The organism is Leifsonia sp. Root112D2 (genome assembly GCF_001424905.1).
In the GTDB taxonomy this organism is placed as follows: domain Bacteria; phylum Actinomycetota; class Actinomycetes; order Actinomycetales; family Microbacteriaceae; genus Root112D2.
Window position 1 is genome coordinate 1245837 of the sequence record NZ_LMCU01000001.1, and the last position, 16505, is coordinate 1262341.

The following is a 16505-nucleotide window of genomic DNA, read 5'->3' on the forward strand; positions in this document are numbered from 1 at the left end:
TCCCATCGAAGCCTGTAACCGACCTCGGCAAATGAGCTGGACGTGAGACGGGAGCCGCAGTCGGGCACTCGGCAGCAGTAAACGACACCGGCGTCGATTTCTTCGATCGGTAGCATTCTGTGTATGTCCAACTCCCAGACCGTCACGCTTCGTCCTCGTTCTGAAGAGGATTCCGAGCTGTTGTTCGAAATCGCTGCCGACTTGAGCACGTGGGAGGAGCGCAACCCGTCGACGCCTGCCCCGCTGAGTCGAGGTGCATTTGAGGCTCGGCTGGCTCAAGCGGATGCCGACGCAGCGGCCAAGAGCGTGCGTTTCGTTATAGACGTTGACGGTGCCGCGGTCGGGAGTGTCTCGCTCTTCGAATTCGACGAGCTGGCCCGACATGCAGAAGTCGGCATCGCTTTGACCGCTGAAGCTCGTGGGAAGGGCATCGGCACGGCGGCGCTCTCGCAGATCGTCGAGTTCGCATTCGTGCGCTGCAATCTGCGCCGGGTACACCTGCAGGTGATTGCGTCAAACCTCGGCGCGATCCGTGCCTACGAAAAGTCGGGTTTCATGATCGAAGGCCGTCAGCGCCAGCATGCCTGGGTGCGCGGAGAATATGAAGACATCGTCGTGATGGGTATCCTCCGCTCTGAGTGGGCGCCCTCAGTGTTCACCGGATAGGACGTGCGTGCGACCGAAGTGGATGCCTGAGTGGCCGGTCACCGTAGACCATCCGCAAGTCGAACCGCATCCACGTCAACGCCAGATGCCGGTCCATTCGCAAGGCGTCGCCGTCTGGTAATCGCGCAGTTCGGCAAGGAGCCCGGGTAGCGGGAATACGCATCTGCGCTATAAACTTGAGTCAGCAAGACTCAACTTTGTACGGGCGGTCTCGGGAGGGAATCAGTGGCAAACATGCAGGGCGCTCCTGCGAGCGACGAGAAGCAGAAGAGCGCGCTCGAACAGTACGGCATCAATCTCACCGATATTGCCAAGAGTGGCAAGCTCGACCCGGTAATCGGTCGGGATGCCGAGATTCGCCGCGTCAGTCAGGTGCTGACCCGGCGCACCAAGAACAACCCCGTGCTCATCGGGGAGCCCGGCGTCGGCAAGACCGCCGTGGTGGAAGGCCTTGCCCAGCGCATCGTCGCGGGCGACGTGGCCGAATCGCTCAAGGGCAAGCAGCTGGTCAGTCTCGACCTCTCCGCGTTGGTGGCCGGGGCCATGTATCGCGGCCAGTTCGAAGAGCGGCTCAAGGCCGTGCTCAAGGAGATCAACGACTCCGACGGCGAGATCATCACCTTCATCGACGAACTGCACACCCTGATGGGCGCGGGCGGCGGCGAGGGCTCGGTCGCGGCATCCAACATGCTCAAGCCCATGCTGGCGCGCGGCGAACTGCGCCTCATCGGCGCCACCACCCTCAACGAGTACCGCGAATTCATCGAGAAGGATGCCGCGCTCGAGCGCCGCTTCCAGCAGGTGTACGTGGGTGAGCCATCCGTTGAAGACACCATCGCTATTTTGCGCGGGCTTAAGGAGCGATACGAGGCGCACCACAAGGTGGCGATCGCGGACGCGGCTCTCGTGGCCGCGGCATCCCTCAGCCACCGCTACATTCCCTCGCGCCAGCTGCCCGACAAGGCCATCGACCTTATTGACGAGGCAGCGAGCCGGCTGCGCATGGAGATCGACTCGGCGCCCGTGGAGATCGACGAGCTGCGCCGCGGCGTGGACCGCCTCAGAATCGAGGAGATAGCGCTCAAGAAGGAGAAGGACGACGCATCCAAGGAGCGGCTGGCAAAGCTGCGCGAAGACCTGCGCGAACGCGAGTCGAAACTCGCCGAGCTGCAGCAGCGCTGGGACGCCGAGCGGGCATCCCTCAACCGCGTGGGTGAATTGAAGACCCAGCTCGACAACGCGCGGATGCTGCGCGACCGCGCGATGCGCGAGACCAACTACCAGGAGATGTCGCGTCTCGAATACGAGGTCATTCCGCCCATCGAGCGGGAGATCGAGGCCGCGCAGCGAGCGGAGAACGACCCGAGCGTCGAACGCATGGTGAGCGACCAGGTGAGCGAAGAGGACATCGCCGAGGTCATCGCCGCATGGACCGGTATTCCCGTCGGGCGCCTGCTGCAGGGCGAGACCGAGAAGCTGCTGCACCTTGAGAACGAGCTGGGCAAGCGACTCATCGGCCAGAAGCAGGCCGTGCGGGCGGTCTCTGAGGCGGTGCGCCGCACGCGCGCCGGAATCGCCGACCCCGACCGGCCCACTGGTTCGTTCCTGTTCCTTGGCCCGACCGGTGTCGGCAAGACCGAGCTGGCTCGGGCGCTCGCCGAGTTTCTCTTCGACGACGAGAAGGCGATGATCCGCATCGACATGAGCGAATACGGCGAGAAGTTCTCCGTCTCGCGGCTCGTCGGTGCCCCTCCCGGCTATGTCGGTTACGACCAGGGCGGTCAGCTCACCGAGGCTGTGCGGCGGCGTCCGTACTCGGTCGTGCTGTTCGATGAGGTCGAGAAGGCGCACCCCGAGGTGTTCGACGTTCTGCTGCAGGTGCTCGACGATGGTCGCCTCACCGATGGTCAGGGCCGCACGGTCGACTTTCGCAACACGATCCTCATTCTCACCTCCAATCTGGGGTCCCACTTTCTGGTCGATCCGAGCCTGTCGCCCGAGCAGAAGGAGCAGGCCGTACGCCAACTCGTGCGTGAGTCGTTCAAGCCCGAGTTCGTGAACCGGCTCGACGACATTGTGGTGTTCTCCACGCTCACGCAGCAGGAGCTCGGCGAGATCGTCGAACTCTACGTGGATCGACTGCAGAAGCGGCTCACCGCCCGCCGTCTCGACCTGGCGGTGACCCCGGATGCCCGCGCCTGGCTCGCCGAGCGCGGCTACGACCCCATCTATGGAGCGCGCCCACTGCGCCGCCTGATGCAGCGGGAGATCGACGACCGGCTGGCGACAGCGCTGCTGGACGGCAGCATCCACGACGGGGACACCGCCCGCGTCGACATTGCGGCCGACGGCGACTCCCTGACGGTCGTCGCCGCCCCGTTGGTCGAGTAGTTCGCGACGTAAGCTTGAACCCATGCGCGCAACGGTGATTCATGGGGAACGAGACATTCGATTCGAGGAGGTCCCGGATCCGGTTCTGAGCACGGGCGGCGACGCGATTGTGCGCGTCGTGGCGGCGTGCGTGTGCGGTTCCGACCTGTGGCAGTATCGCGGTATCCAGCCCACGACCGAGCCGCACCGCATCGGCCACGAATTCGTCGGCATCGTCGAAGCGGTCGGCCCCGAAGTGCAGAAGATCCAGGTCGGTGACTTTGTAATAGCCCCGTTCTACGACTGCGACTTCACCTGCGTGAACTGCCGCAACGGCGTGAGCACCTCCTGCCTGCACGGCGGATGGTGGGGCTCCGACGACCGGCTCGGGGGCTTCGCAGACGGCGCGCAGGGCGAGCGTGTGCGTGTTCCCCACGCCGACGGCACCCTCGTCGCCACGCCCACCCAGCCGGATGCCGCCCTCATACCCAGCCTGCTGACACTCGCCGATGTGATGGGCACCGGCCACCACGCCGCCGTCTCCGCCGGCGTGACGACGGGCAGCACCGTGGTGGTTGTCGGGGACGGCGCCGTCGGGCTGTGCGCGGTGCTCGCGGCGCACCGCCTGGGTGCCTCGCGCATCGTCGCCATGTCGCGCCACCAGAGCCGGCAGGATCTTGCCCGCGAATTCGGAGCGACAGACATCGTTGCCGAACGCGGGGACCAGGGCGTCGCCCGCATCAAGGAGATGTTCGACGGCATCGGGCCCGACTGCGTGCTGGAATGCGTCGGTACCAAGGAGTCGATGGACCAGGCGATCCGCTCCGCCCGGCCCGGTGGCATGGTCGGCTATGTTGGTGTGCCGAACGGTGGCCCGGAGTTGCCGGTGCGTCGCCTCTTCAACTCGAACGTCGGTGTGAACGGCGGCGTCGCCCCCGTGCGCAACTACGTCGAGGAGTTGCTGCCGGAGGTGCTCGACGGCCGGCTCGACCCGGGCCGTGTCTTCGACCTCGAACTGCCGCTCGCGGATGTCGCAGAGGCCTACGCGGCGATGGACGAGCGCCGCGCCATCAAGGTGCTGCTGCGCCCGTAGTCGACGCCCCGGTCCGGGCTACTCGTTGACGAGAATGAGCTCGGTCAGCGGCAAGCGGGTGCGCGGTGTGAGTTCACGCTCACGCAACGCCTCGGGCAGCTCCTCAGCGGATGCGAGAACGCCTATTGCCGCAACGGAGACGGGCTCGAAACGCTCTTCGATGGAGAATGCCTGGCGCAGGCCGTCCGCAACGAATCCGCCCATCTGGTGCACATGCAGACCATCGTGATGAGCCTGCACGGAAAGGTGCGCAAGAGCCTGGCCGAGATCGTACTTGGCCCACGGGCGTGCCTTGCCATCGGCATCCGTCACCTCGGCGACACCCACGATGAGCGCGCTGGCGGATGCGGCCCAGACCGTGTTGAAGCCCATCAGGTTCTCGACGATCGTGTGGAATGCCGCGCTGCCGCGACGCGCCACGATGAAGCGCGACGGCTGCGAGTTGGCGGCCGACGGCGCCCAGCGGGCAGCCTCGAGGGCGGCGGTCAGCTTCTGCTCGTCGAGCGGGGCGGAGGCGTTATAAGAGCGGGGGCTCCAGCGCTCGGCGAGTACCTCGTGTATCGGGGTGCTGGTCTCGGCGGTGTGCGAAACGAATGCGGTGGCAAGCGACATGCGGGCCTGACTTCCTGGAGTTGACATGGATCTGTGCTCGGCGCCGTTGCCACTAGATGCAAACGCATGAACTGCAGGGATATTCCGCGCAGGTGAAAAAAGTGGGGGGCCGCCGGGCAGACGCCTGTTACGCGGCCAGCTCTTCGGTGATCGCCGCCACGAAGGCGTCGATGTCGCCCTCCGTGGTGTCCCAGGAACACATCCAGCGCACCTCGCCGCGCGCAGCATCCCAGTCGTAAAACCGAAAGCGCTCACGCAGCCGGTCGGCGACGCCGGGGGGCAGCACGGCGAAGACGGCGTTGGCCTGCGTCACCTGGCTGAACGACAGCCCCGAGATGGATCCGTCGTCGATGCCGCGCTCCAGCGCACTGCGCAGCCGGGTCGCCATGGCGTTGGCGTGGCGTGCGGAACGCAGCCACAGGTCATCCGACAGCAGCGCGATGAGCTGCGCCGAGGCGAAGCGCATCTTGGAGGCCAGCTGCATGTCGAGCTTGCGCAGATAGGTGAGCCCCTCGGATGCTTCCGGGTTGAGCACCACTATCGCCTCACCGAATAGCAACCCGTTCTTGGTGCCGCCGAAGCTGAGCACGTCCACGCCGGCGTCGCGAGTGAAGGCGCGCAGCGGCTGATCGAGGGTGGCGGCGGCGTTGGCCAGGCGGGCGCCGTCCATGTGCAGCTTCATGCCCTTGGAGTGCGCGTGCTCGGAGATGGCGCGCACCTCGTCCTGCGTGTAGCGCGTACCGAGCTCGGTGGTCTGTGTGATCGAGACCACGAGCGGCTGAGCGCGGTGCTCGTCGCCCCAGCCCCAGGCCTGGCGGTCGATGAGCTCGGGCGTGAGTTTGCCGTCCGGAGTGTCCACCGTGAGCAGCTTGATTCCGGCCACCCGCTCGGGGGCGCCGTTCTCGTCCGTGTGGATGTGCGCGGTGCTCGCGCAGACGACCGCACCCCAGCGCGGCAGCATCGACTGCAGGCCCACCACATTGGCGCCGGTGCCGTTGAACACCGGAAAGGCCTGCACGCCCTCGCCGAACTGCTCGGCGAATACCTGCTGCAGCCGCTCGGTGTACGCATCCTCACCGTATGCAACCTGGTGCCCGCCGTTCGCGCCGGCGAGTGCGGCGAGAATCTCGGGGTGCACGCCGGCGTAATTGTCGGATGCGAATCCACGGTAATCGGGGTCATGCAGCTGTTCAGTCACGCCCACCAGTCTCTCATTGCGGGAGCGAGCACACGCATCCGCTCACCCGCGCAGGGCCTCCTTCAGGGGCACGCGGGCGCCGGTGCGCAGCAGCGAGTTGGAGTAGACGCGTGCGCCGAAGACAATCACCACGGCCGTCGTGGCCAGCAGAATCACGAGTGAGACCAGCGGCTCCCACCATTGCGCCGTGCCCAGGAAGATGCGCATGGGCATCCCCACCGGCGCCGAGAACGGCACGTATGACATGATCGCCAGAACCGTGGGGTTGTCGTTGAAGAAGATCACGAGAAAGTACGGGGCCATCACAAGCAGCATCACCGGGGAGGTGACGGCGCCCACATCTTCCTGGCGCGAAACGAGCGCTGCTGCCGCCGCATACAGCGCGGCAATCAGCACGAAACCGAAGACAAAAAACACCACGAACCAGATGACCGATGGCCCGAGGCTCGACAGCAGCGACCTCTGGCCGGTGAGCATGAGCGCGACGCTGGCAAGTATGGCGGTGGCCAGAATCTGCGCGAACGCCAGCAGGCTATTGCCAATCACCTTGCCGGCAAGCAGGATGCGTGCGCTGATCGTCGACAGCAGAATCTCCACGACCCGGGTCTGCTTCTCCTCCACCACGCTCTGCGCGATGGTGGTGCCGAAGGTCATGGCCGACATGAAGAACACGAGACCGAAGCCGATGGCCACGAAGTAGCTGAGCAGTGGGTTCTGGGTGGGCTTCTTCAGCAGCGTGACCTCGGGGGCGATGCTGAGCCGGCTGACCACATCCGTCGGCGCCGATTCGAGCGCAATGACGCGAACCGCTGGAGTCGCGTCTGTCGTGCCGGCCTGCGCATCCGCCGGCACCACCGCTGCATCGACCTTGCCATCGCGTACGAGCTTCTCGGCTGCCGCCACATCGGCTGCGGCCACCTCGTCGAAGCCGCCCGCCGTGTGCACCACGGCCGCGGCGCCGCCGACCACGGCAACCTTGGTGGGCGAGGCGGAGGCACTGGCAATGCTACCGATCACGATGGAGGCCAGCACGGCCAGCAGCAGCAGGCCGGTGGAGATGAGGAACGCCTTGCTGCGCAGCCGGGAACGGATCTCGCGTTCGGCGACCAGCCAGACCGGGCCGCCCGGCGACAGCACGGATGCGCGGTCACCAGTGGGTGCGGAGCCCCGGCTCGGCGTCGAGGTCTGCACGGTGCGTGTCGAGCTCATTTGATGATCTCCCTGAAGATGTGGGCGAGCGAGGGCTGGTGCGGGCCGAACGATGCGACGTGACCACGCTCGATGGCGAGGCGCAGCACCTGCTGCGCCGTGGCATCCGTCGCGGTCTCGAAGACGGCATAGTCGCCGTCGAGCTCGAGCACCGTCACGTCGGCGACCTCACGCACCCAGCCGGCGTCTCCGCCGAGCAGCATCTCGTACCGGGGCAGGGAGTGCTCGCGGCGCAACTGTTCGGTGGGCCCGGCGGTGCGGATCGCTCCATCGGCGATGATCACGAGGTCGTCGCAGAGTCGCTCCACGATGTCGAGCTGGTGCGAGGAGAACAGCACGGGCGCTCCGGCGTTCGCCCGCTCCTTGAGCACGCCGAGCACCACATCGACGGCTATGGGGTCGAGGCCCGAGAACGGCTCGTCGAGCACGAGAATCTCGGGGTCGTGCACCAGTGCCGCGGCGATCTGCGCACGCTGCTGGTTGCCGAGCGAAAGCGTCTCGACGTCGTCGCCGGCGCGTTCGGTGAGCTCCAGGCGCTCGAGAAGAGCGGATGCGTTGCGCTGCGCCTCCTGCGCGCTCAACCCATGCAGGCGGGCCAGATAGACCAGCTGTTCGGCCACGCGCATCTTCGGGTACAGGCCGCGCTCCTCCGGCATGTATCCGAAACGGCGACGATCGTGGGTTCCCACCGGGGCGCCGTTCAACAGCACGGTGCCGCTGTCGGCGGAGAGCACGCCGAGCGCGATGCGCATGGTGGTGGTCTTGCCGGCCCCGTTGCTGCCGACGAAGCCGGTCAGGCGCCCGGGCTGCACCGTGAACGACACGTCCTTCAGCACATGGTGGTCGCCGAACGACCTGTTGACTTTCGCAATCTCCAGCACGTACTACTCCCTGGACTGTCTCGCAGGCCCCGTGGTGGCGCGTGCTCTGCTTCAACGCTAGAGGTGGCACTGGTGTCGTGGCATCCCCCGCGCGGCGGGTTGCGGGCATCCGCGCCTCTCCGCCGTGCGAGGGAGGGGACCCGCTGTGGCAGGATGTGAAAAATGGCCAGGGTGTTGACGATCTACCTCGCGTCGCGCGCGGTGACGACGGCGTTCATGGCGACCCTGTTTCTTGTGGCGAGCGGGCAGGGCTGGAGCTTCGCGAGCCACCGTGCGCATGCCACGTTCTTCACCTTCTCGGGGTCGTGGGACAGCTCGTTCTACAAGCGCATCGCGCTCGAGGGCTATCCGCTGCAGCTGCCGACGGATGCCGCTGGTCACGTCGAGCCCAACGCCTGGGCGTTTCTGCCGGTGTTCCCCTGGCTGTCCCGCGGGGTGATGGCCGTGACCGGCCTGGAGTTCTACACGGCCGGCGTCATCGTTGCTACGGTGTTCGGGGCGGCTGCGGCAGTGGTGCTCTACAAGCTGCTGGTGCGTCGCGTCGCAGACCGGCCCGCGCTCTGGGCGGTGATCTTCTTCTGCTTCGGCCCGCTATCGTTCATGCTGCAGGTGGCATATGCCGAGAGCCTCTTCCTGTTCCTGCTGTTCTGTGCGCTGTGGGCGATGGTCACGCAGCGGTATCTGCTCATGATTCCGTTCGGTGTGCTCGCGGCGTTCACGCGCCCGGGCGCGCTGGCGCTGGCGCTCGCTCTCGGCATCCAGCTGCTCGTGAGGCTGCTGCGCCGGGAGACGGTGGGTTGGCGCAAGGCGAGCGCGATCATCGTGGCCGGGGCGGTGATAGCGGCGGCAGGGTTGGCGTGGCCCGTCATCGCCTCGGCGGTCACGGGCCACCCCGGCGCATATCTGGAGACGGAGCTGTCCTGGTGGACCGGATTCGTGGGCCGGGTGAGTTTCGTGCCGCTCACACCGTGGTTCATCATGGCCGGACGATATCTGGGGGTCGCGGGCATTGTGCTGGTGATTGCCGTGATAGCGGGCTTCGCGTGGTGGCTCTCGCGACGCTCCCTGCGACGCGTTGGCGAAGACATTGTGGGCTTCGGCGCAAGCTATGGCCTCTACCTTGTGGCCGTGTTTCTGCCGCAGCAGAGCCTGTTCCGGCTGCTGATGCCGCTCGCTCCGCTGCTCGGCGACCCCGCGCTGTCGCGCACGCGGCTGCGGCGTGGCGTTCTGCTGGGCGCAGCTATCGCGCTGCAACCTGTCGCGATAGTGCTGCTCTGGTTTCTGGGATACCCGTAGGCCCGGCTTCGTCACGAGAGATCGCGCGGGATCGCGCGGAGTTCTCTAGGGTGGGGAGTGGATCACAGGGGGTGAACCGTGCAGATTACCTGCCCATATTGCGGCGCGCCCGCCGAGGCGACCCGCAATCCGTTCCAGGGAGCGGGTCTCGCCGTGCACTCCTCCCTGCTCAAGTGCAGCGGATGCGACAGGGTCGTTCTCGACGTCGACCCGCGTCAGCTGCAGCCGCAGCCCCCGCGCCGCGGTCTCTGGGCGCGGATGCGCGCATCCATTCGCCGCTTCTTCGCTTAGCGGCTTGGGCCCTGCCCCGCCTGTGTGTCACGCGTCTCGCATACTTCGCTGAGGGGCAAGCTTTGGCCCCTGATTTCGCGAAAAATGGGGCCAAAGTTCGCCCCTCAGCGGGTTCGGGGCACCGCTATGCCGTGTTCGTAGGCGTAGATCACGGCCTGGATGCGGTCGCGCAGCGCGAGCTTCATGAGAATCTTCGAGACGTGGGTCTTCACCGTGGCCTCGCCCAGGTATAGCCGTCCGGCGATCTCGGTGTTGGAGAGCCCCTCGGCGAGCAGCGTGAGCACCTCGGCCTCGCGAGTCGTCAACGATGAGGTGGCGGAGGGCTTGCTCGAATCGGTCGTCGCATCCGGAATCGACGTGGCCGCGCCGGTGTCGGCAGCGAACCGCTCCACCACGCGCCGGGTCGCCTCGGGCGAGAGCAGCGCGTCGCCGCGGGCGACCGTGCGTACGGCCTCGATGAGCCGCTCGGGCGGAGAGTTCTTCAGCAGAAATCCGCCGGCCCCCGCGCGCAGCGCCTGGAAGAGGTAGTCCTCTCGATCGAAGGTCGTGAGAATGATGACCGCGGCGTCGATCGTGGGGTCGGCGGTGAGTTGCGCCGTCGCCTCAAGGCCGTCCATGTCGGGCATCTGCACGTCCATGCAGATCACGTCGGGCCGCAGCTCGCGCGCACGTGCGATCGCCTCACGCCCGGTCGCTGCTTCACCCACCACGCGGATGCCGTCCTCCGACTCGAGGATCACCCGGAACCCGGCGCGCACCAGATCGTGGTCGTCGACGACGAGCACGCGCAGCGGGGTGGGGTCGTTGCTCATGATGCGGGCTCCAGCGACGCGGAGGCGGAGGCGGTCAATTCGAACCGCGCGCGAACGCGAAAGCCACCGCGCGGCTTGGGGCCGATCTCGATCTGGCCGCCGACCGCTGCAACACGCTCGCGCATGCCGATGTGTCCGAGCCCGCTGCCGGCATTTCGCCGGGAGCCGCCGCCCGTGTCGGTCACTTCGAGCTCAAGCGCACCCGCCAGATACCGGATGCGCACCGTCGCGCTCGCGGCGGCACCGGCGTGTTTGCGCGTGTTCGTCAGCGCCTCCTGAACGATGCGGTAGGCGCTGAGGCCGATGGTCGCCGGTACGGGCCGCGGCGTTCCGACGCGCTGAAGGGTTGTGGTCAGGCCTGCCTCGTTTGCGCGGTCGACGAGCTCGTCGAGCTGGGCGAGGCTGCGGGTGCTGCTGGCGCTGGCCGTCTCGGGGAGTCGGCCGGCGGCATCCATCTCATCGGAGCGCAGCGCGGTCAGCAGCCGGTGCAGTTCGTCGACGGCCGTGCGCGCGCTCGACTCGATGGCCTCGAGTGAACGCGTCGCGGTCGCCGGGTCGCGCTCGAGCACGCGGCGGGCGGCGCCGGCCTGCACTCCCATGAGCGACACGTGGTGGGCTACCACGTCGTGCAGCTCGCGGGCAATGCGCAGGCGCTCGAGCGCGATGGCCTGCGCGGCTGTGCGCTCGCGCTCGGCGGCGAGTTCGCGGGTGCGGGTCTCGAGCGCTGCGGTGTTGCGCGCCGTGCGATAGGACGAGTCGCCGAAGTAGTAGGCGGCGCCGAAGTACAGCACATTGGTGAAAATCTGAATCAGGCCGATGGCCAGATAGGGCGACACGAGACCTGCGCGGGAGACATTCGGAACGGCGGTGGGGTCGCCGACCTGCAGCCAGAGCGAGCCGAACAGCCAGATGAACATCGACACGATGATGAGACCGCGCACCGCGGCGGCACGGGCGCGATTGCTGTGCCAGGCGCCGACCGTATAGAAGGCGAAGAAGGTGGTGATGTTGCCGACGAGCATCTCGGGAACGCTGAGCTGCTGGCCCACCACGAAGGTTGCCGTGACCACGAGGGCGACGGTGCACGGCCAGCGTCGACGCGCGGCGAGCGGCAGCGCGATGAACGCGACCCAGAGCACGTCGACCCACACGGGCGCGGGGTGCGGATAGAAGCCGGCGCGGGCATACAGCGAGAGGCTCAGCGCGGCGCCGAGTGCAAAAACCACGGCGAGAATCGCGTCGTTGCGGTAGCCGCGGCGGTCGGGCGTGGGCCGCGCCCAGGCCTCGAAGGCGGCGGCGGATGCTGTGGCGTGCATCCCTCAACGCTACAGAGCGCGGTGGGCCGCGGCATCCGTCGGCTGGCGGACGCCGAGACGCTGGTTGAGGAGCGAGGGACGAGCGTCTCGAAACCTGCGGCGGCTCTGGTTTCGAGACGAGGCCTCGTTCCTCGACCTCTCCTCAACCAGCGGAGAGCGGCACCCGCGCCGCGTTGAGCTCGGCGGCGGGCGCATCCCACAGCCCGACGACCCGCGCGGCGAGCTCGCCTTCGAGACCCTCGAGCGAGCGCACCACGAAGATCGTCGCGGCTGCGGTGTCGCCGGCCTTGGCGAAGCCCTGCGCGACGGCGCGTGTCCACGTCTCGGCCGCCGCCTTGAGGGCGGCGTAATTCGCCCCACCGGCGGTCGGATGCTCCACCGAGACTGACGAGACCATCGCCAGCCGCCCGGCCGGTGACGCCACCAGATCGTCGTAGAACGCGCGGCTGGTCAGGCGCAGGGCGGTGAGCGACTGCTCGAGAAACTCCCAGTCATCGTCGGACTGCCCCGCGAGGCCGCCCCCGCCGCGCCAGCCGCCCACGAGATGGATGAGACCGTCGAGGGGGCCTACCGTCTCGTGAACGTGGGTGGCGAGTGCGGCGACGGCAGCGGCATCCGTGAGATCGCAGAGAAGCGGAACCGTTCCTGGAAGGTCGCGCGCCAGCGCATCGAGTCGCCCGCGATTGGAGCCGACGGTGACGACGCGCGCGCCAGCCCCGAGCAGAGCGGATGCCGCGGCCCGCCCTGACGCGCCCGTCGCCCCCGCGATCAGCACGATGCGGCCTGCAGCGGGTGTCGGCTCAGGCATCGGCGGTGATACCCGCGGTCGACTCGATCACGTCGCCCATCTTCTTGGCGAGCGCCTCGTAGAACATCGAGAGGGGGAATTCGTCGTCGAGCACGGCGTCAGTGTAGCCCTTGGGCAGGCCGGCGAGAACCTCGTCGCTCAACCCCCGTGCCCACGCGCTCGCCGGATTCGGTGTCAGTGTCGCCGAGACCAGCTCGTACGCAGCCAGCCAGTGCGCCTTCTTCGGCCGGTCGATGGAACGCCAGTACAGCTCGTTGATCTCGTCGCTGAGCGCGATGACCACCGAGGTCACCTGCGCCCAGTCGATCGTGAGCTTCGTGTCGGTCCAGTGCAGCACGCCGTGCTGGTGCATCCACGCGAACAACAGCTGGCCGCCGAGTCCGTCGTAGTTGCGCACCCGGCTGCCCGTGATGGCGAAGCGGAAGATGCGGTCGAAGATCACCGCATACTGCACGAGTTTCGCGTGCTCGCGGGCCGCGGGCGAGGCATCCTCGTCGCGTTCGATCTTCACAGACTCACGAAACGCCGTCAGGTCGCAGCGCAGCTCCTCGAGCGAGTATAGAAAATACGGCATGCGCTGCTTGATCATGAACGGGTCGAACGGCAGGTCGCCACGCATGTGCGTGCGATCGTGGATGAGATCCCACATCACGAACGTCTGCTCCGTGAGCGCCTGGTCGTCGAGCAATCGCGCCGCGTCCGCCGGCAGATCGAGCCTCGTGATTTCGGATGCTGCGCGCACCACCCGCCGAAACCGTGCGGCCTCGCGGTCGGCGAAGATCGCACCCCACGTAAACGTGGGGATCTCGCGCATGGCCACCGATTCGGGGAACAGCACGGCCGCGTGGGTGTCGTATCCGGCGGTGAAATCGACGAAACGGATGGGCACATACAGTTTGTTGCCGTAGTCGCCGGCCTCCAGCTCGCTCACGAACTCGGGCCAGAGCACCTCGATCAGCACCGCCTCCACGAGCCGGTCGGTCGAGCCGTTCTGGGTGTACATCGGGAACACGACCAGGTGCCGCAGACCATTCTCACGGTGCTGCTGCGGCTGGAAGGCGACGAGGGCGTCGAGAAAGTCGGGCACGCCGAATCCGCCGTCGGCCCAGCGCGTGAAGTCGGCGACGACCGCGTCAAGGTAATCGGCGTCGTGCGGGAACAGCGGGGCGAGATCGCGGATCGCGGCGACTATCGCATCGACGTGCTCGCCGGCGGCGTCGCCGGTAGCGGCCTCCGTCGCGGCCTCGGGAATCGAGCCGTCCTTGGTCTGCAGCGTCTGCAGCGCGGTCGCGGCGGCTTTGAGGGCCAGCCAGGCCGGGTCGGATGCGATGTGCTCGAGCCGCCGGGCGGCATCCGGGGTCAGAGCGTCTTCGACGACCTCGGGCTCTCCAACGATGGCATCGCTCGTCACGCTGGTGACATTGAGACTGGACATGGTGAACCTCCCGTCGCTTCGGTCGGCCGCGACTGCGGCGCTGCGAATTCTTGCTCTCACTCCAGCGTATGCGCGCATCAGAAGCGTTTTCTTGTTACTTTCGTAGATCTGTTGCGCACCCCGCGCACCCCGCGCACGACTTCGCCGTGAGGCGACCTCGGGTTTCGAGACGAGGCCTCGTTCCTCGACCTCTCCTCAACCTGCTGAACCTCTTCGCTGGTTGAGGAGCGAGGAACGAGCGTCTCGAAACCCCGCCGCCCGGTCTTCGTGTGGGATTTCGAGACGGCGGCTTCGCGCGCCTCCTCAATCAGCGTTCGCGGCGACGATCTCGGCGATGCGGGCCGGTACCGTCGCATCCTGCAGCGAACTCGTGTCGCCGAGCGGGCGGCCCGCGGCGATGTCCTCGAGCAGCCGACGCATGATCTTGCCCGAGCGAGTCTTCGGCACATCCGGCACGAGATAGATGTCGCGCGGCTTCGCGATGGGCCCTATCACGCGGGTCACGTGGGCACGCAGTTCAGCTACGAGAGCAGCGGATGCGTCGGCATCCGTGCCGCCGACGCCCGACGGGATCACGAACGCCGCGATGGCTTCGCCGGTCGTCGCATCCGCCACCCGCACCACGCCCGCCTCGCCCACGGCCGCACGCGCGACGAGCGCCGACTCGATTTCGATCGTCGACAGGCGGTGCCCCGACACGTTGATCACATCGTCGACGCGGCCCAGCAGCCAGATGTCCCCGTCGTCGTCGTATTTCGCGCCGTCGCCCGAGAAGTAGTACCCCTGCGTGGCAAAGCGCGCCCAGTAGGAGTCGCGATACCGTTCGGGGTTGCCCCAGACGGTGCGTGCCATGCCCGGATACGTGCCGTCTATCACGAGGTAGCCGCCCGATCCGCGCGGCACCTGAACGCCGTCATCGTCGACCACGAGCGTGCGCAGCCCCGGCAGCGCCCGCAGCGCCGACCCCGGCTTGAGCGTCGAGACCCCAGGCAGCGGCGCCATCACCGCGGCCCCGGTCTCCGACTGCCACCACGTGTCGACAATGGGCGCCCGGCCGCCGCCGATGTTCTCGTAAAACCACACCCAGGCTTCGGGGTTGATCGCCTCTCCAACCGTACCGAGCAGGCGGATGCTGGACAGGTCGTACGAGGCGGGAACGCCATCCGCAAACCACGTCATGAAGGTGCGGATCAGCGTCGGCGCCGTGTAATACGTCGTCACCCCGTAGCGCTCGATGATCTCGAAGTGCCGGGCGGTGTGCGGCGTGTTCGGCGTGCCCTCGTAGATGACACTCGTCACCCCGTTCGACAGCGGACCGTAAAGCACATACGTGTGCGCTGTCACCCAGGCGAGATCGGCCGTGCACCAGTACACGTCGGTCTCGGGCTTGGCGTCGAAGACCGCCCAGTGGCTCCATGAGGCGTGCGTGAGATACCCGCCGCTCGTGTGTACGAGACCCTTCGGCTTGCCCGTCGTGCCCGAGGTGTACATGATGAACAGCGGCGTCTCGGCGTCGAAGAATTCGGGTTCGTGAATCTCGGATGCGACGCCCACGCTTTCGTGCCACCACACGTCGCGCCCGTCCGTCCACGGAATGTCGGGCGTCGCCTCGCCCGTTCGCCGCACCACGAGCACGTGCTCGATGCTGTCAACGCCGGCCACAGCAGCATCCGCCGCCTCCTTGACGGCGACGGCCGTGCCGCGCCGGTACTGACCATCGCTCGTGACGAGCAGTTTGGCGCCCGTGTCTTCGACGCGAAAGCGCAGCGCCTCGGCCGAGAAGCCGCCGAAGACCAGCGAATGAACGGCGCCGATGCGCGCGATGGCCAGCGTGATAACGATGGTCTCGACTATTACGGGCAGGTAGACGACCACGCGGTCGCCCTGTTCGATGCCGAGCGCGGTGAGCGCGTTCGCGGCCTTGGACACTTCGCGCTGCAGCTCGGCGTAGCTGATGCTGCGCCTGTCGCCCGGCTCGCCCTCGAAGTGAAACGCGACCCTGTCGCCGTTTCCGGATGCCACGTGCCGGTCCACGCAGTTCACCGCCACGTTCAGCTTCCCCCCGGCAAACCATTCGGCCTTCGGGATGGAGAGCTCGCCGGTGTCGGAAGTCGAAGCCGGACGCCACGTGTGCGCGGTTTGCCATGGTTCGGCCCAGTCCAGCCGGCCGGCCTGTTCCTCCCAGAACGCGACGGGGTCTGCCGCCGCGCGATCCCACCACGTCGCATCCACATTGGCCTGGGCGGCGAAGTCGGCGGGAGCGGGGTAGCGGCGCGTCTCGCTCAGCAGGTTCTGAATGGTGGGCTGGCTGGGGGCTGTGGGCACCATTCACGGTAACCCGTGGCATCCGCTCGCCTGGTCGCGTGGGGAAACCGGGCGTAATACGCTGCCTCCTCCCGTGACAGCTCCGGGCCGCCTGCACAATTCAGGCTGCATGTACGGCGCACCGGTCACCCAGCATGGGCGCGCGGCGTGTCCTCGCGTCCGGCCTGAATTGTGCGCGGCGGTGAGGCTTCAC

At 67.2% G+C, this 16505-nt stretch carries 14 protein-coding genes; 5 read left to right on the forward strand and 9 right to left on the reverse strand.

The genetic code is table 11. The annotated features are described in order from the left end of the window. Window positions 1-123 precede the first annotated feature (123 nt). From ASC63_RS05775 to ASC63_RS05785, 3 genes are all read left to right on the forward strand, one after another. Window positions 124-666 (forward strand): GNAT family N-acetyltransferase, encoded by a 543-nt coding sequence (locus ASC63_RS05775; protein ID WP_055810726.1) that lies wholly within the window; start codon window positions 124-126, stop codon window positions 664-666. A 225-nt stretch (window positions 667-891) separates the two neighbouring features. After that, window positions 892-3057, forward strand: a complete 2166-nt coding sequence (locus tag ASC63_RS05780) for an ATP-dependent Clp protease ATP-binding subunit (RefSeq protein WP_200936789.1) — start codon at window positions 892-894, stop codon at window positions 3055-3057. A 22-nt stretch (window positions 3058-3079) separates the two neighbouring features. Then, window positions 3080-4129 carry a zinc-dependent alcohol dehydrogenase family protein gene (locus ASC63_RS05785; protein WP_055810728.1) on the forward strand — a complete coding sequence of 350 codons (1050 nt, stop codon included), beginning with the start codon at window positions 3080-3082 and terminating at the stop codon, window positions 4127-4129. Between the two features lie 18 nt (window positions 4130-4147). Here ASC63_RS05785 and ASC63_RS05790 read toward each other — a convergent pair whose 3' ends face one another. The 4 genes from ASC63_RS05790 to ASC63_RS05805 form a co-directional block, all read right to left on the reverse strand. After that, window positions 4148-4741 carry a nitroreductase family protein gene (locus ASC63_RS05790; RefSeq protein ID WP_055810730.1) on the reverse strand — a complete coding sequence of 198 codons (594 nt, stop codon included), beginning with the start codon at window positions 4739-4741 and terminating at the stop codon, window positions 4148-4150. Window positions 4742-4868: 127 nt separating this feature from the next. After that, window positions 4869-5939: a threonine aldolase family protein gene (locus ASC63_RS05795; protein WP_055815001.1), complete on the reverse strand. Its 1071-nt coding sequence runs from the start codon at window positions 5937-5939 to the stop codon at window positions 4869-4871. Between the two features lie 42 nt (window positions 5940-5981). Further along, window positions 5982-7148, reverse strand: a complete 1167-nt coding sequence (locus ASC63_RS05800) for an ABC transporter permease (protein ID WP_200936791.1) — start codon at window positions 7146-7148, stop codon at window positions 5982-5984. Further along, entirely contained in the window at window positions 7145-8029 is an 885-nt protein-coding gene (locus ASC63_RS05805) for an ABC transporter ATP-binding protein (RefSeq protein WP_055810732.1), read from the reverse strand. The genes ASC63_RS05800 and ASC63_RS05805 overlap by 4 nt, the downstream gene beginning before the upstream one ends. Before the next feature lie 162 nt (window positions 8030-8191). Between ASC63_RS05805 and ASC63_RS05810 the strand changes: the two genes are divergently transcribed. Together ASC63_RS05810 and ASC63_RS16240 are read left to right on the forward strand one after the other, a co-directional pair. Next, on the forward strand, window positions 8192-9325 hold the full coding sequence (locus ASC63_RS05810; RefSeq protein WP_055810734.1) for a hypothetical protein: 1134 nt from the start codon (window positions 8192-8194) through the stop codon (window positions 9323-9325). A 78-nt stretch (window positions 9326-9403) separates the two neighbouring features. Then, window positions 9404-9616 carry a hypothetical protein gene (locus ASC63_RS16240; RefSeq protein WP_157487590.1) on the forward strand — a complete coding sequence of 71 codons (213 nt, stop codon included), beginning with the start codon at window positions 9404-9406 and terminating at the stop codon, window positions 9614-9616. A gap of 104 nt (window positions 9617-9720) precedes the next feature. On the opposite strand, the gene ASC63_RS05815 is transcribed toward ASC63_RS16240, so the two are convergent. The 5 genes from ASC63_RS05815 to acs all read right to left on the reverse strand — a co-directional run bounded on the left by ASC63_RS05815 (window position 9721) and on the right by acs (window position 16315). Further along, window positions 9721-10428 carry a response regulator gene (locus ASC63_RS05815; RefSeq protein ID WP_055810736.1) on the reverse strand — a complete coding sequence of 236 codons (708 nt, stop codon included), beginning with the start codon at window positions 10426-10428 and terminating at the stop codon, window positions 9721-9723. Beyond that, on the reverse strand, window positions 10425-11744 hold the full coding sequence (locus tag ASC63_RS05820; protein ID WP_055810739.1) for a sensor histidine kinase: 1320 nt from the start codon (window positions 11742-11744) through the stop codon (window positions 10425-10427). The genes ASC63_RS05815 and ASC63_RS05820 overlap by 4 nt, the downstream gene beginning before the upstream one ends. A 142-nt stretch (window positions 11745-11886) precedes the next feature. Next, entirely contained in the window at window positions 11887-12552 is a 666-nt protein-coding gene (locus ASC63_RS05825; protein ID WP_055810741.1) for an SDR family NAD(P)-dependent oxidoreductase, read from the reverse strand. Next, on the reverse strand, window positions 12545-13987 hold the full coding sequence (locus ASC63_RS05830) for a DUF6421 family protein (RefSeq protein ID WP_082487281.1): 1443 nt from the start codon (window positions 13985-13987) through the stop codon (window positions 12545-12547). Before ASC63_RS05830 ends, ASC63_RS05825 begins: the two co-directional genes overlap by 8 nt. Before the next feature lie 303 nt (window positions 13988-14290). Continuing rightward, the gene (gene acs, locus ASC63_RS05835; RefSeq protein WP_055810743.1) at window positions 14291-16315 is read right to left on the reverse strand and encodes an acetate--CoA ligase; all 2025 of its coding nucleotides are present in this window, start codon (window positions 16313-16315) and stop codon (window positions 14291-14293) included. Between the last annotated feature and the right edge of the window lie 190 nt (window positions 16316-16505).